The organism is Streptomyces sp. NPDC048590, from assembly GCF_043199535.1.
GTDB lineage: Bacteria > Actinomycetota > Actinomycetes > Streptomycetales > Streptomycetaceae > Streptomyces.
Genome location: NZ_JBICWC010000002.1, coordinates 95,780 through 109,731, shown reverse-complemented (window position 1 = coordinate 109,731; position 13,952 = coordinate 95,780). Strand labels below are relative to the sequence as shown.

The 13,952-nt window shown below is 70.9% G+C and carries 17 protein-coding genes and 1 riboswitch; of the genes, 11 read left to right on the top strand and 6 right to left on the bottom strand.

The genetic code is table 11. The features are described from left to right. Positions 1 to 99: 99 nt before the first annotated feature. Positions 100 to 720, bottom strand: a complete 621-nt coding sequence (locus ACGFNN_RS04980; RefSeq protein ID WP_393553068.1) for a TetR/AcrR family transcriptional regulator — start codon at positions 718 to 720, stop codon at positions 100 to 102. A 109-nt stretch (positions 721 to 829) separates the two neighbouring features. Between ACGFNN_RS04980 and ACGFNN_RS04975 the strand changes: the two genes are divergently transcribed. The 3 genes from ACGFNN_RS04975 to ACGFNN_RS04965 all read left to right on the top strand — a co-directional run bounded on the left by ACGFNN_RS04975 (position 830) and on the right by ACGFNN_RS04965 (position 3,829). Beyond that, the gene (locus ACGFNN_RS04975; protein ID WP_393553066.1) at positions 830 to 1,825 is read left to right on the top strand and encodes an ABC transporter permease; all 996 of its coding nucleotides are present in this window, start codon (positions 830 to 832) and stop codon (positions 1,823 to 1,825) included. Between the two features lie 682 nt (positions 1,826 to 2,507). Beyond that, positions 2,508 to 2,816: a hypothetical protein gene (locus ACGFNN_RS04970; protein ID WP_393553064.1), complete on the top strand. Its 309-nt coding sequence runs from the start codon at positions 2,508 to 2,510 to the stop codon at positions 2,814 to 2,816. Between the two features lie 374 nt (positions 2,817 to 3,190). Beyond that, a riboswitch (cyclic di-AMP (ydaO/yuaA leader) is annotated at positions 3,191 to 3,355 on the top strand. A gap of 3 nt (positions 3,356 to 3,358) precedes the next feature. Further along, on the top strand, positions 3,359 to 3,829 hold the full coding sequence (locus ACGFNN_RS04965) for a C40 family peptidase (protein WP_393553062.1): 471 nt from the start codon (positions 3,359 to 3,361) through the stop codon (positions 3,827 to 3,829). An 18-nt stretch (positions 3,830 to 3,847) separates the two neighbouring features. On the opposite strand, the gene ACGFNN_RS04960 is transcribed toward ACGFNN_RS04965, so the two are convergent. Continuing rightward, complete coding sequence (locus ACGFNN_RS04960; protein WP_393553060.1) at positions 3,848 to 4,483, bottom strand: LysE family translocator; 636 nt, start codon at positions 4,481 to 4,483, stop codon at positions 3,848 to 3,850. Positions 4,484 to 4,555: 72 nt separating this feature from the next. On the opposite strand from ACGFNN_RS04960, the gene ACGFNN_RS04955 reads away from it, so the two are divergent. After that, positions 4,556 to 5,467 (top strand): LysR family transcriptional regulator, encoded by a 912-nt coding sequence (locus ACGFNN_RS04955; protein WP_393553058.1) that lies wholly within the window; start codon positions 4,556 to 4,558, stop codon positions 5,465 to 5,467. A 34-nt stretch (positions 5,468 to 5,501) separates the two neighbouring features. On the opposite strand, the gene ACGFNN_RS04950 is transcribed toward ACGFNN_RS04955, so the two are convergent. Further along, positions 5,502 to 5,933: an ATP-binding protein gene (locus ACGFNN_RS04950; RefSeq protein ID WP_362555162.1), complete on the bottom strand. Its 432-nt coding sequence runs from the start codon at positions 5,931 to 5,933 to the stop codon at positions 5,502 to 5,504. Positions 5,934 to 6,160: 227 nt separating this feature from the next. On the opposite strand from ACGFNN_RS04950, the gene ACGFNN_RS04945 reads away from it, so the two are divergent. Both ACGFNN_RS04945 and ACGFNN_RS04940 read left to right on the top strand, forming a co-directional pair. Continuing rightward, complete coding sequence (locus tag ACGFNN_RS04945) at positions 6,161 to 7,114, top strand: helix-turn-helix domain-containing protein (protein WP_393553056.1); 954 nt, start codon at positions 6,161 to 6,163, stop codon at positions 7,112 to 7,114. Continuing rightward, positions 7,051 to 7,257: a DUF397 domain-containing protein gene (locus tag ACGFNN_RS04940; RefSeq protein ID WP_393553054.1), complete on the top strand. Its 207-nt coding sequence runs from the start codon at positions 7,051 to 7,053 to the stop codon at positions 7,255 to 7,257. Before ACGFNN_RS04945 ends, ACGFNN_RS04940 begins: the two co-directional genes overlap by 64 nt. On the opposite strand, the gene ACGFNN_RS04935 is transcribed toward ACGFNN_RS04940, so the two are convergent. Further along, complete coding sequence (locus ACGFNN_RS04935; protein ID WP_393553053.1) at positions 7,250 to 8,398, bottom strand: 8-amino-7-oxononanoate synthase; 1,149 nt, start codon at positions 8,396 to 8,398, stop codon at positions 7,250 to 7,252. The two genes, ACGFNN_RS04940 and ACGFNN_RS04935, sit on opposite strands and share 8 nt — an antisense overlap. 148 nt (positions 8,399 to 8,546) lie before the next feature. Between ACGFNN_RS04935 and bioB the strand changes: the two genes are divergently transcribed. The 4 genes from bioB (at position 8,547) to ACGFNN_RS04915 (ending at position 12,521) form a co-directional block, all read left to right on the top strand. After that, the gene (gene bioB, locus ACGFNN_RS04930; protein WP_393554025.1) at positions 8,547 to 9,755 is read left to right on the top strand and encodes a biotin synthase BioB; all 1,209 of its coding nucleotides are present in this window, start codon (positions 8,547 to 8,549) and stop codon (positions 9,753 to 9,755) included. After that, positions 9,748 to 11,067, top strand: coding sequence for an adenosylmethionine--8-amino-7-oxononanoate transaminase (locus ACGFNN_RS04925; protein WP_393553051.1), 1,320 nt, complete (start codon positions 9,748 to 9,750; stop codon positions 11,065 to 11,067). Before bioB ends, ACGFNN_RS04925 begins: the two co-directional genes overlap by 8 nt. Positions 11,068 to 11,069: 2 nt before the next feature. Then, a complete protein-coding gene (gene bioD, locus ACGFNN_RS04920) occupies positions 11,070 to 11,756 on the top strand; it encodes a dethiobiotin synthase (protein WP_365096148.1) in 687 nt (228 codons plus the stop codon). Between the two features lie 78 nt (positions 11,757 to 11,834). Beyond that, positions 11,835 to 12,521 (top strand): class I SAM-dependent methyltransferase, encoded by a 687-nt coding sequence (locus tag ACGFNN_RS04915; RefSeq protein WP_393553048.1) that lies wholly within the window; start codon positions 11,835 to 11,837, stop codon positions 12,519 to 12,521. Between the two features lie 139 nt (positions 12,522 to 12,660). On the opposite strand, the gene ACGFNN_RS04910 is transcribed toward ACGFNN_RS04915, so the two are convergent. Both ACGFNN_RS04910 and ACGFNN_RS04905 read right to left on the bottom strand, forming a co-directional pair. Beyond that, positions 12,661 to 13,032 (bottom strand): fic family toxin-antitoxin system, toxin component, encoded by a 372-nt coding sequence (locus ACGFNN_RS04910; RefSeq protein WP_351279121.1) that lies wholly within the window; start codon positions 13,030 to 13,032, stop codon positions 12,661 to 12,663. Further along, positions 13,029 to 13,256, bottom strand: a complete 228-nt coding sequence (locus tag ACGFNN_RS04905) for an antitoxin (RefSeq protein ID WP_362555146.1) — start codon at positions 13,254 to 13,256, stop codon at positions 13,029 to 13,031. The genes ACGFNN_RS04910 and ACGFNN_RS04905 overlap by 4 nt, the downstream gene beginning before the upstream one ends. Positions 13,257 to 13,367: 111 nt before the next feature. Between ACGFNN_RS04905 and ACGFNN_RS04900 the strand changes: the two genes are divergently transcribed. After that, positions 13,368 to 13,787 carry a GNAT family N-acetyltransferase gene (locus ACGFNN_RS04900; protein WP_393553046.1) on the top strand — a complete coding sequence of 140 codons (420 nt, stop codon included), beginning with the start codon at positions 13,368 to 13,370 and terminating at the stop codon, positions 13,785 to 13,787. Positions 13,788 to 13,952 lie beyond the last annotated feature (165 nt).

Here is a 13,952-nt window from a genome sequence, read left to right as displayed (position 1 = left end):
GCGCAGCGGGACCCTATCCCGGCTTCAACACTCTGTTGAACGATGAAGAGGATTCCGCGACCAGGTATTGCACGTTAGGGCGCAAGTTTTTCCGGCGCGTTAACTGATCTTTTGCGGATCCATGGACATCAGCCCGCGAAGCCCGTTCTCCAGGACCTCGGGCCCCGCCCCACCGAACAGCGCCTCCTGCGCCAGGAAGCCTTGCGCGGCGGCGATCATCGTGCGCGCGACGTCGTCGGCCGGCACGTCGGAGCTCATGGCGCCGGCCGCGCGATAGACCTCGACCAGCCGCACCCAGGCCACACGCATGGCTGCGTACCCCTCGCCCAACGCCGTCGCGAGGTGCTCGTTGCGCATGGTCTCGGCCCACACCTGGACGACGAGCATGGCGCAGGCGCGACGCTCGAGTCCGTACATCCCCCCGTCGAGGGCGCCACGGAGCACCCTGCCCAGAAGCACGTCGGGGGCGGGTGGCGGCGTGAGGTCCGCCGCCTGCTCGAAGGCACCGCTGATGCGGCCGAACGCCTCCGCGGCGATGGCGGCGATCAGCTCCTCCTTGCCCGTGAAGTAGCGGTAGACGGCGCCCGCCGAGAGACCGACCTCCTTCAGCACGTCCTGCATGGAGGTGCCGTGGAAGCCGTTGCCGGCGAAGCAGCGCGCCGCTCCGGCAAGGATCTGCCGACGGCGGGCGTCGAGGTGCTCCTGGGATACACGTGCCATGACCCCAACTTAAAACGAACATTCATTCTTGACAACGGAGGAGGGTGACGGCGACAGTGGGAGTGTCAGTAAAACGAACGATCATTCTCTTTGAATCGAGGAGCACGCCATGCCTGCTGCAGCGAACCGTCGTGCGGTGGCGGCCATCCTGCTCGTGCCCCTGATCGCGACCCTCGCGCTCTGGGCCTTCGCCTGGCCGGCGTCCAGGATCGCGCCGCGCGATCTGCCCGTGGGCGTCGCCGGAGCGGCCCCCGCGGCGGAACAGATGGAGAAGCGATTCGAGCAGCGTCCCGGCGCCTTCGAGATCCACCGCTACGACGACGCGGACGCCGCCCGTACCGCGATCGAGGACCGGGTCGTATACGGCGCGGTGGTGATCACGGAGCAGGGTCCGCAGCTGCTCACCGCGTCGGCAGCGGGGCCGGTCGTCGCCCAGCTCCTGACCGAGGCCGTCGGGTCCGCCGCACCGCCCGGAACCGAGGTCCCGGTCACGGATGTCGTCGCGGCGCCGAGGACCGACCCTCGCGGCAGCGCTCTCGGGGCGAGCATCCTGCCGCTGGCGATCGCGGGCGTGGCCGCCGGTGCGGTCGTGACCCTGCTCGGACTGCGAGGCGTCCGGGGCATCGGGGCCCTGGTAGGCGGGGCCGCCCTGGTCGGGATCGCCACCGTGGCCGTGACCGACAGCTGGCTGGGCGTGCTCACCGGGGACTGGTGGACCGAGGCCGGCGCCGTCGGACTGACCGTACTGGCCATCGGAGCGCCGGTGGCCGGCCTCGCCGCGCTGATCGGAACGCCGGGCATAGGTCTGGCGGCCCTGCTGATGGTGCTGCTGGGGAACTCGTTCTCCGGCGTCACCAGCGCCCCCGAACTGCTTCCGGAACCGGTCGGCGTCCTCGGCCAGTGGCTGCCGCCGGGCGCGGGCGGCACGTTGCTGCGCTCAGTCGCGTTCTTCGACGGGAACGCCTGGGCCGCGCCCACCACGGTCCTGGCGGCCTGGGCCCTGTTCGGCCTGGTCGCGGTCCTGGCAGGCGGTCGCGGCAGCGGCCGTACGCAGGCCGCGCCGCGGACCACGGCCGGCAAGCGCGAGGCGGCCCTCGCCGGCTGAGGGGACCCGGCACGACGGAGGCCGCGTACTCCCCGCCGAGATGCGGGCAGTACGCGGCCTCCGCGGCGAGCACGCCCGTACGGGCCGTCAGTCGTCCCGGTCGGAGCCTCGGCGCTCAGCGGCGATCTCGAGCACCGGCCTTCGGCGGACCGCGCGCATCACCCGCCCGGCAGACCGGTCGGCGTCCGGTCCGGCCGGCGGTTCATTCCGATGGGGCGCGCCGCCCACCGGGCCGGTAGGCCTCTGAAGCAACTTGCCCGGCGGGACGTTCACGGCGACGACGGCACTCCACGACACCACGCGATACCTGACCTGCGAGGTGGAGGTTGCCGCCCGGGGCGGCCGTCCGCGTACTCCTCGGGGCGGGCGCGCCGGTGCACCGACATGCCCCGCCCGGAGCGCGGGTAGTCATCCAGCAACCCGCCCTGGGCCGCCCTGGGCGAACTCGTACAGGGCCGGCCCTCCGGCCTGGACGTCCACGTGGGCGAGTTGGCCCGCGAGCACGAACCGCTCACGGCCGTACCGGCCCGCCTCACAGGCCGTTCGCACCGGGAGATCAGCAGGGCATCGAACGGGACACCGTCCTCGACGACGCCCCGGCCGCGCTCGCGTTCGGGCTGGTGGACCACGTACCGGAAGCGCAAGCCGCCCCAGCCGCCGCAGCCCGCGAGGTGAACGCCCGATGCTCCCTTCCTCGTTCCCGCCGCTCCCCGCCCTGACCCGCGCCGAGGCCGAGTTCGTCGACTGCTACCTGGAGGTGCTCGACCAGGTCGGCCGCATCAACCCGGCTCGCGACGGCGACACCTACCGAGCACTCAGAGCCGCACAGGCCCTCGCGTCGCGGGCCGTCGCGCTGCGCGAAGCGCTCGCGTTGATGCACGAACGGGGCGAGTCGGAGATCCACGCGGAGACCCTGGCGAGGGTTCTGCGGATCCTGGACGGGGAGCGCCGCGCGGCGCGGGTCGCCGTCCCGCCGACTGCTTCGGACTGAATCCGGAGCCACCGGATCGGGCCCGTGGGTCGGCCTTTCGGCGGTTTTTCACGACACGCCCGATGGTGCGACGAGTTTTCCTCGCTCGTTCAGCGTAGGAGGTCCCCCTCACGAGGGACAGATCAACTTGCGTGACGGGCGCGGCCACGTACCGGAATCAACAGCTCCACCGCTGGTACACGGCCGGTGGGGCGCCAGGACGAAAAACTCGGCCCACGTCCGCCCACTCGATCGGACGAGCAACGACGAATGACACATATCGACATTTCCAAGAGGAAATCCGGCAGACCTTGCGTAAAGATCCCTGGGACGACAAGAGCCCCCGCCACCGCGGCGGGGCGGTCCGGGCGGACGCCGAGTCCTGCCGCCGCCCGGATGACTGGTCGACAGAAGTGGATCGGCAGGAGTGGAGGACCCGAGCACAACGGGCCGGCCGGAGTTCCGGACGGCCCTCGGGGTGAAGCCGCACCGCGCGGCCGGGCAACTTCGCCAGCCCGAACCCGACAGGTCATCCTTCACAGGCGGCTGACGAAGGGTTGCGCATGACTGCGCAGGTTCATGTCCCGTCTCTGTTCGCCCGGGTCGGCACGGCCTCGGTTCTCGCATTCGCCGTAGGCACCACGATGCTGGCCCCCGGATTCGTGAACGACGCCGAGGCCGCCGCTCATTCGGCCACAGCGCTGAAGATCGCCGCCTCCAAGAAGGGCGCTCCGTACAGATGGGGAGCCACCGGCCCCCATCGCTTCGACTGTTCGGGGCTCACGCTCTACTCGTTCAGGAAGGCCGGGAAGAAACTCCCCCGCACGGCCCAGCAGCAGTACAACAAGACCCGCCATATCTCCAGGTCGCAGCGGCAACGCGGCGACCTGGTCTTCTTTCACGCGGGGCGCAGCGTGTACCACGTGGGCATCTACGCGGGGAACGGAAGGATCTGGCACTCGCCGAAGACCGGGGCCGTGGTCCGGCTGGAGAAGATCTGGTCCGGAAACGTCTGGTACGGGAGGGTCCACTGATCCTCCCGTCCACCCGGTTCAGTGCAGCAGGGGCCCGGTCACCAGGACGAGTCCCAGCGCGGTGAGCGCCGCGCCGCTGCCGCCCTCGACGACCCGGGCGGCACGCGGCCGGCGCAGCCACGGGCCCAGTCGGTCCACCATCAGGGCCACGCCCGGGAACCAGACGAGCGCGAGCAGCACGACCACCGAGGCCAGGAGCAGTGTCCTGGGCAGCGGTGGTGTGCCGTCCGGTACGAACTGCGGGAGGAGGCTGAGGAAGAGTACCGGCGCCTTCGGGTTGAGGGCGTTGGTAAGGAAGCCCTGGCGCAACGACCGTCCCGCTCGCGGCGCCACCTCTCCCCCGGTCTCCGGCCGTGCGGCCTCCGCGGACCTCCGGCGCACCGCGTGGAGACCGCTGAGGCCGAGGTACAGCACGTACACGCCGCCGAGCAGTTGTACGGTGCGGAAGAGAGCGGGCATCGTGACGAGTACGGCGGCGAGTCCGGCGACGGCCAGCGTCGTGTGCACCACGAGACCACCGGCGACCCCGACCGCCGTGGCCAGGCCGGACCGGCGGGATTCGAGCGAGTTGCGTACGACCACGGCGAAGTCGGCACCCGGAAGGGCGACCATTCCCGCCGCCACCGCGACGAATGCGAGCAGTTGTGCGTCCATACGTCCACACTGACGGCGCCAGGCCTTTAGCGTGTACTTGGAATCTTCTGGGTCTGCCAAAAGGAACGCTTAATGTACGACCCGACGCGGCTCGCGGCCCTGGTCGCCGTGGCCGAGGCCGGCTCGATCACACGCGCCGCCGCGCGACTCGGTTACACCGCTCCCGCGCTCTCCCAGCAACTGGCCAAGCTGGAGCGGGAGGCGGGAGCCGAACTGCTCGTCCGGCACCATCGCGGCGCGCGTCTGACGCCGGCCGGTGAGCTGCTCGCAGGGCGGGCTCGGCGAGTGCTGGACGAGATGGACCAGGCTCGGCACGAACTGGCCCGCCTTGCAGGGCTGTCGGGGGGCCGGCTGCGGGTCGGCACCTTCGTGACGGCGGGGATCCATCTTCTGCCGCCGGTACTGAGCGCCTTCCGAAGGGCGCACCCCGACGTGGAACTGGCCGTCACCGACTACGAACCACCCGCCGGGGTCGCCGCCGTGGCGGCGGGCGACGCCGACCTGGCCCTGACGCACGCCTACGAACCCGCGGCCGCCGAACCGCTGCCTGCGGGAGTGACCGCCGAGCTTTTGCTCGTCGAGGAGTTGGTCCTGGTCACCGCGCCGGGACAGATCCTGTCGGAAGGCAGCGGCCCCCTGCCGGTCGCGGAGCTGGCGGGCCGCCCGCTGATCAGCAGCGCACCCGATCATCCGCCACGACGCGGGGTGGAGCGGGCGCTGGCCGACGCGGGCGCCACCACCGCCGTGGTCTGCCGGTCGCCCGGCTACGCCCTGGTGTGCGCCCTGGTGAGCGCGGGCCTCGGGGTGGCGGTCGTACCCGAGATGGTGGCCTCGATGTCACCGACCCCCCTCGCCGTGCGCCGTCTTGAGCCCTCGGCGTTCCGGCGGACCATCTCCGTCGTGCACCGGGAGGACCGGAACGCCGCCGCGGCGTCACTGGTCGCCCTGCTGCGCAACGGTTTCGGGAGGGCCGGCACCCCATGAAGCGGTATGGGCAAGGCGGCCGCGGGTGGACCGGTCAGGCCTGCGCGGGCACCGGCCACGGCAGTGCGATGGACACGGTCTTGCCCCCGTCCGGTGTGGGCGTGACGGTGAGCCGGCCGCCGTACTCCTTCGCCAGGGTCCGGATGATCACCATGCCGCGTCCGTTGTCCTGCCGTACGGCGGCGGGCAGCCGTTGGGGCCAGCGTGGGTGACTGTCCGTCACTCCGAGGCTGAACTGTCCGTCCTCGTCGAGACGGAGCCCCACGGTGAAGGTGGGCGACTGCCCGAAGGTGTGCTGGACGGCGTTGGTGGCGAGTTCCGACACGATCAGCCGGATGGTGTCGGCGGCGTCGTCCTCCTCCGCGAGTCCCCATTCGAGGAGGATCCGGGCCACATATCTGCGGGCCACCGAGACCGAGGCCGGATCGCTCGCCAGAGTGACGGTTGCTTCCTGATGGTCTGCCATGGCGACGCCGTCCCTTTCCCACCCTGACCGCCACGCGGCCTGGACTGTGCTTCGCGCCAGACTGCCACCGATACCGTCCCCCATGACGGCGATCCACCAAGATATGCATATATCTGTCGCCCATTACGGTGAACTATGCCCCGGGGACGGCGTGCGGACGCGACACTGGCCCCTTTCCAGTGCCGGACCCGTCGGGACCGGCTCTCCGTACAACGGGAGGAGGCGCCATGCGCAACGGCCCCGCGGTACGCCGCCGCAAACTCGGGGAGGAACTGCGCGCCCTGCGTCACACCACGGGCCTGACGAGCCGGGAGGCCGCAGCGGCCCTCGGCTGGCACCAGTCGAAGGTCAGCCGCATCGAAACCGGCGCCAGCGGGGTGACGCCCGGTGACGTGGCACGGTTGCTGGACGCGTACGGCGTGCGGGAAGGGCAGTTGCGCTCGCTGCTGCAGACCCTCGCGGGCTCCGCCGGCGGCGGGGGGAACGGTTGGTGGCACGCCTATCGCGGGCTCATTCCGCCCCAGTACCGGGACTTCATCAGCCTGGAGTCGCAGGCCTCGTGGGCGCGCACCCTGGAGACCTCGGTGGTACCGGGTCTGCTGCAGACCGCCGACTACGCCCGGGCGGTCACCCGTTCCTCCCTGGACGGGCTCCCGTCCGCACAGCTCGATTCCCTCGTGGAGGTGAGACTCGCCCGGCAGAGCGTCCTGAGGGCGCCCCGGCCACTGCGGCTGAGCGCGGTGCTGGACGAGGCGGTACTGCGCCGAGAGGTCGGCGGGCCCGATGTGATGAGGGAGCAATTGCGCCATCTTGCGGAGACCGCTCAACTTCCCCACGTGACGCTGCAGTTACTCCCGTTCGAGAACGGCAGCTATATCGGCCTCTCAGGGCCTTTCGTTATTTTCTCTTTTCAGACCACTTCAGACCTGGACGTTGTCGTTCTTGACCACCTCACGAGTAGCCTCTATCTGGAGCGGAGAGAAGACCTTGAGGCGTACAGCTCGGCCTTCCGCACGATGCAGGCCCACGCACTGTCGCCGGAACGCTCGCTGGACCTGATCGCCCGGATCGGCCGCGGCGGTCGGGAAGAGCCCGCAGACCGCCCGAGGGGGGCACCATGTCCGACCGTCCCGCAGAGTATGCAGCCGGATGGCGCCGCAGCAGCCGGAGCACCGGGATGAACAACTGCGTGGAGACCGCGCGCCTCGCGGACGATCAGCTCGCCGTACGGGACTCCAAGGCCACGGCTCTGCCGCCACTGCGCTTCTCCGCCGCCGCCTGGACCTCCTTCGTCTCCGGCCTGCACGGCTCGCGGGTCAGCTGACCGGCAGGGGTGCCGTCGCCACGAGCGTCTCCACCGCGGTGTCGATCTGACTGTCCGTGAGGTCCGCGCGCGCTGTCAGCCTCAGCCGGGAGATCCCGTCCGGGACCGAGGGCGGGCGGAAGCATCCCACGGCGAGACCGGCCGTTCGGCAGTCGGCCGCCCAGCGCACCGCGGTCTCCGGCGAGGGGGCCCGGAGCGCCACCACCGCGGCGTCGGGCCGTACCGACCGCAGTCCATGTGAGGTGAGCCGGCCGTGCAGCTCGAGCGCGACGGCGCCGACCCGGGCAGCACGCCCCGGTTCCCGGCGCAGTACGCGAAGAGCGGCGAGGGCTCCGCCCGCCGCCGCCGGGGCGAGACCGGTGTCGAAGATGAACGTGCGGGCCGTGTTGACCAGATGACGGATGACCGGGGCGGGGCCGAGCACCGCCCCACCCTGGCTGCCGAGCGACTTGGAGAGGGTGAGCGTGGCGACGATCCCCTTCCCGCCCGCGATCCCGGCCGCCGCGAGCGCACCGCGTCCGCCCTCCCCCATGACGCCCAGGCCATGCGCGTCGTCGACCAGGAGCGCCGCGCCCGCCTCCCGGCACACCTCGGCGAGCACCGCCAGCGGGGCCGCGTCCCCGTCGACCGAGAACACGGAGTCGGTCACGGCCAGCGCGCGTCCTTGGTGACCCGCCAGTGCGGTGCGCACGGCCCCTGGATCCGCGTGCGGCACGACGGCGGTGGCCGCCCGGGAGAGACGGCAGCCGTCCACGATCGAGGCGTGGTTCCCGGCGTCCGACACGATCAGTGAGTCCCGCCCGGTCAACGCGGTGAGCGCGGCGAGGTTCGCCGTGTAGCCGGAGGAGAACACCAGAGCTGCTTCGAACCCGCAGAAGTCGGCCAGTTCCCGCTCCAGTTCGGCATGGAGCGCGGTGGATCCGGTGACGAGCCGCGAACCGGTGGCCCCCGCGCCCCAGGTGCGTGCCGCCTCGGCGGCGGCGGCTGTGACCTCGGGGTTCCGACTCAGCCCCAGATAGTCGTTGCCGGCGAGGTCCAGCGGCCCCTGGTCGGCAGGCCGCGGGCGGAGCGTGCGGACGAGCCCGGCGTCGGCACGCCGCCGGGCCTCGTCGTCGATCCAGTCGAACGGAGCGTAGGACATGAGTGCGGGTCCCTTTTTTTGTAGGCAGCTCACAGACCCTAACCGGGTGCGCAACGGCCCAGGGTGTGGCAATACACACAGCATCCGCCGCCTCTCCTGTCCGGTTCCTCCTTGGCTGATGGCGGTGCCGTACGTCAGGATCAACGCCATGGACCTGCTGAACACGCTGGTGGAAAAGGGACTGCGGCGCGAACTGCCGACCCGTGACGAAGCGCTCGCCGTACTGGCGACGTCCGACGACGAACTGCTCGACGTGGTGGCCGCGGCCGGGAAGGTGCGCCGCCAGTGGTTCGGCCGGCGCGTCAAGCTCAACTACCTGGTGAACCTGAAGTCGGGGCTCTGCCCCGAGGACTGTTCGTACTGCTCGCAGCGGCTCGGCTCGAAGGCCGAGATCCTCAAGTACACCTGGCTGAAGCCCGACGAGGCGAAGGCCGCCGCGGCAGCGGGGGTCGCGGGCGGCGCGAAGCGCGTTTGCCTGGTGGCCAGCGGCCGCGGGCCCACCGACCGGGACGTCGATCGCGTCTCCCGGACCATCGAGGCCATCAAGGAGCAGCACGAGGGCGTCGAGGTGTGCGCCTGCCTCGGCCTGCTCTCGGAGGGCCAGGCGGACCGGCTGCGCTCCGCGGGCGCCGACGCGTACAACCACAACCTCAACACCTCCGAGGGAACGTACGGCGACATCACGACCACCCACACCTACGCCGACCGGGTGGACACCGTCCAGCAGGCCCAGGCCGCCGGGCTTTCGGCCTGTTCCGGGCTGATCGCGGGCATGGGCGAGAGCGACGCCGACCTCGTGGACGTGGTGTTCTCCCTGCGTGAGCTGGACCCCGATTCGGTGCCGGTCAACTTCCTGATCCCGATGGAGGGGACGCCGCTGGCGAAGGACTGGCACCTCAGCCCGCAGCGCTGCCTGCGCATCCTCGCGATGGTCAGGTTCGTGTGCCCGGACGTGGAGGTACGGCTCGCCGGCGGCCGCGAGGTTCACCTGCGTTCGATGCAGCCGCTCGCCCTGCACCTGGTCAACTCCATCTTCCTGGGCGACTACCTGACCAGCGAGGGACAGTCAGGACAGACCGACCTCGACATGATCGCGGACGCCGGTTTCGAGGTGGAGGGCTCCACCACCAGGACCCTCCCGGAACACCGCGCGGCGGAGGCCGGAAGCTGCGGCTCCCACGAGGGCGGCTGCGCGCCGTGTGGCGAGCCCGCGGCGGCGGCCGTACCCGCCCCGTCCGTCACGGCGGGCGCGGACACGGCCGTCGACACGACGGCCCCTGACCCCGGGCCTGTGCGTACGGATCTGGTCGCCGTTCGCCGTCGCGGCGCCGGGACGGATCTCGCGCCCAATGCCTGATCCTCTCCGCCCCGGCACGATCACCCCGGCCGAGCTCCGCGCCCTGGACCGGGCACATGTCTGGCACCCCTACGGCCCGATGCCCGGCCGCCAGGAACCCCTGATCGTGGAGTCGGCTTCCGGCGTTCGGCTGAGACTCGCCGAACCCGCATACGGGCAGGGCGAGTTGGTGGACGGCATGTCCTCCTGGTGGTCGGCCGTGCACGGGTACAACCACCCGGTGCTGAACGAGGCGGCGCACCATCAGCTGTCCCGGATGAGCCATGTGATGTTCGGCGGGCTCACACATGAGCCCGCCGTCCAGCTCGCGACCCGACTGGTGGAGATCACCCCGGCCCCCCTGCGGCATGTGTTCCTGGCGGATTCGGGCTCGGTCTCCGTCGAGGTCGCGGTGAAGATGTGCCTGCAGTACTGGCGTTCGGCGGGGCGTCCCGCCAAACACCGGCTGCTCACCTGGCGCGGCGGATACCACGGGGACACCTGGCAGCCGATGTCGGTGTGCGATCCCGAGGGCGGGATGCACGAGCTCTGGTCGGGGGCGCTCCCTCGGCAGATCTTCGCCGACGCCCCGCCCGACGGCTTCGACGCGGAGCCGGACGAGGCGTACGCCCGGCACCTGCACGAGTTGGTGGCCGCCCACGCCGACGAGCTGGCCGCGGTGATCGTGGAGCCGGTCGTGCAGGGGGCCGGCGGGATGCAGTTCCACTCCCCCGGCTATCTGCGGGTGCTCCGCGAGGCCTGCGACGCCAACGACGTACTGCTGGTGTTCGACGAGATCGCGACGGGATTCGGACGTACCGGGGAGTTGTTCGCGGCGGACCACGCCGGGGTCTCGCCGGACGTCATGTGTGTCGGCAAGGCGCTGACCGGGGGCTACCTGACGCTGGCGGCGACGCTGTGCACCTCACGGGTGGCCGAGGGCATCTCCAGCGGCGACGTTCCCGTACTGGCGCACGGACCCACCTTCATGGCCAATCCCCTTGCCGCCGCGGTGGCCTGCGCGTCGGTCGATCTCCTTATGAGCCAGGACTGGCAACTGGAGGTCAAACGCATCGGGGCCGGGCTGCGGGCCGGGCTGGCAGAGGCCTCCGGCCTGCCGGGAGTCCGCGACGTCCGGGTACTGGGCGCGATCGGCGTCGTACAGCTCGATCACGAGGTGGACATGGAGGCTGCCACCAGGGCCGCCGTGCGCGAGGGCGTATGGCTGCGGCCGTTCCGCGATCTCGTGTACACGATGCCGCCCTACGTGACCGGCGACGACGATGTGGAACAGATCTGCCGGGCCGTGTGCGCCGCGGCGAAGGAGGGCTGACCATGACGATCCTCGTGGTGACAGGTACGGACACGGAGATCGGCAAGACCGTCGTGACAGCGGCGGTCGCCGCGGCGAACCACGGCTTGCGGGTCGCGGTGCTCAAGCCCGCCCAGACAGGTCTCGCCCCCGGCGAACCGGGCGACGCGGCAGAGGTCGCCCGGCTGGCCGGGAAGCATGTGACCGCGGTCGAACTGGCCCGCTTCCCTGAACCGTTGGCGCCCGGAACAGCGGCGCGCAGGGCCGGCCTGCCGCCGGTGCGCCCCTTCGAGATCGCCGAGGCCGCCCAGAAACTGCAGACCGAGCACGACCTGGTGCTCGTCGAGGGGGCGGGCGGACTGCTCGTACGTTTCGACGACGAGGGCGCCACCCTCGCGGACGCCGCACGGCTGGCCGCGGCACCGGTCCTGGTGGTGGCTCGTGCGGGGCTGGGCACCCTCAACGCCACGGCACTGACGACCGAGGCCTTGCGGACACGAGGGCTCATGTGCCGGGGGGTGGTGGTGGGAAGTATGCCCGCCGAGCCCGATCTGGCCGCGCGGTGCAACATCGACGACCTTCCGGTCGCCTCGGGCGTCCCGTTGCTCGGTGCGGTGCCCGCCGGTGCCGGAGCGCTGGAGCCCGGCGACTTCCGTTCCCGGGCGTCGAGTTGGCTGGCAGCGGAACTCGGCGGGAATCGTCACCCCTGACGGGCGGCTGAGCGGGCGCGCACGGGGGAGAATCGAAGGAGAGCCGTACCTCACGTGCCCTCCGAGGAGGTCCGAATCATGCGTCGGCCAGGTACACACATCCCCCGGGACTCGGTGCACCACCCGGTGTTCGCCCGCTTCTACGCCCGAATGAGCGTGACTGCCGACCTGAAGGGTGGTGTGGCGGAGCGCCGCGACGAGCTGCTCGCCGGCCTCTCCGGCCGCGTCATCGAGGTCGGGGCGGGCAACGGCCTCAACTTCTCCCACTACCCCGGTGCGGTGTCCGAGGTGGTGGCGATCGAGCCGGAGCGCAGCCTGCGTCAGCTGGCGGTCCGCGCGGCACTGCGGGCGGAGGTTCCGGTCGATGTGGTGCCGGGCACCGCGGAGGCGCTGCCGGTCAAGAGCGAGGCGTTCGACGCGGCGGCGGCTTCGCTGGTCCTGTGCACCGTACGGGACCTTCCGAGGGCTCTGGCCGAGATCAAGCGCGTGCTGAGGCCCGGCGGTGAGCTGCGCTTCTTCGAGCACACCCTGGCATCCGGCCGGACGCTCGCCACCGCACAGCGCGTGGTGGACCGCACCTTCTGGCCGCCGCTCTTCGGAGGCTGTCACACCGCCAGGGACACGGTCGCGGCGATCGAGGAGGCGGGGTTCGAGGTGGGCGTGTACCGCCGCTTCCACATCCCGGACGGGGGTGTGCGGCTGCCGAGTTCCCCGTGCGTACTCGGCGTGGCGCGCCGCTCGGCGGTCGTGGACCGGGCGGCGTGAACCGCCTGAGCTCCGGTGATCACGACGCATCCGGCGAGATCAGGAGGAACAGCCGTGGTGGTCGCGTTCGCTCGCCGGGCGGAGTGGGCTCGGCGGAGGAGGCGGCCGTGCCCGGGAGCGGGCGGAACGCCGGTCCCTCTCACAGGCTCCACCGGCGCAGTTCCTCGGCGATGGCCCGGACGTCGGCCTTCCCCTCCTTGACCAGCCTGGCCAGGTCACGCACCTGCTCGGGAGAGGTGATGACCTTCAGCCCGGACGCGACCAGATATCCGTAGGCGACGGCGGAGGCGAACATGGCGTTGGAGTGCTCGAGTGCGGGCACGTGGAGGAGAAGCTGCAGCATGGCGGCCGCCCGGGAGTGCGGGTCGCTGTAGACGGGGCTGCCGAAGATCTCCGCCTCGTGCCGGCTGACCGCGGCCACGAGCGCGCCCCAGTCGACGACCTGCGGATCACCGGGCGTCTTGTGCTCGGCGACCATGAGAAGCCATGAAAGGTCGATCTGGAGATTCAACGGGTGCCTTTGCGCTCCGGGCCGAACTCTTCGGCGAACACCGACTCGTACTGCTTCATGAAGTCGGCCGCGGCCTCGACGAAGGTGTGTCCCACCTCGCCCGCATCCTGCTTGACGAGCTCTTCTATGTAGCGGTTCACGCTGATCCCCCGCTGCAGGGCGCGCTGTCGCGCCGCCTCGGCGGTGGCCTCGTCGACTCGGACATTCAGCTGGGTCTTGGGCACACCCACACGCTAGCGCGCGGACGCTAGCACCCGCAAGACGGAGCACCTCGACGCCCCGGAAACAGCGAAAGGGACTGGCGTCGCCCTCCGGACCTCTGCTTGGCTCCCCTTATGAACGATCTTGAAATCCGCCGCGCCACCACTGCCGACATCGACGCCGTGCTGGACTTCTGGCGTATCGCCGCGGAGGGAACAAGCATCACCGACGACCACGACGGGGTCGGCCGGCTGATCGCACGGGACCCGGAGGCACTGATCCTCGCCCTCGGCGACGGCCTGATCATCGGAAGCGTGATAGCCGGATACGACGGCTGGCGATGCTCCGCCTACCGGCTCGCCGTGCACCCGGACCGCCGCAGGCAAGGCATCGCAACCACCCTGATGACCGCGGCGGAGCGGCGTTTCGCCGCTCTCGGGGGGCGGCGGGTCGATGCGATGGTGCTGGAGTCCAACACCCGGGCCCATCACGCCTGGGGGTCGGCCGACTACCATCGCGAGGACCACTGGCGGCGCTGGGTCAAAACCCTCTGAGGCGACAGGACCCGGCACCCCCCGGCCAACCGCGCACCGGGCGCACGATCAGTCAATTTTGCCGATCCTTTACTATGGATTCTCGACCGTCCGACCCTTTCGAAAGGTGTGAGCGTCCGCCCATGGGCGAGCCTCCCAGTAGTAGACCGCGCCGACATCGCGCGA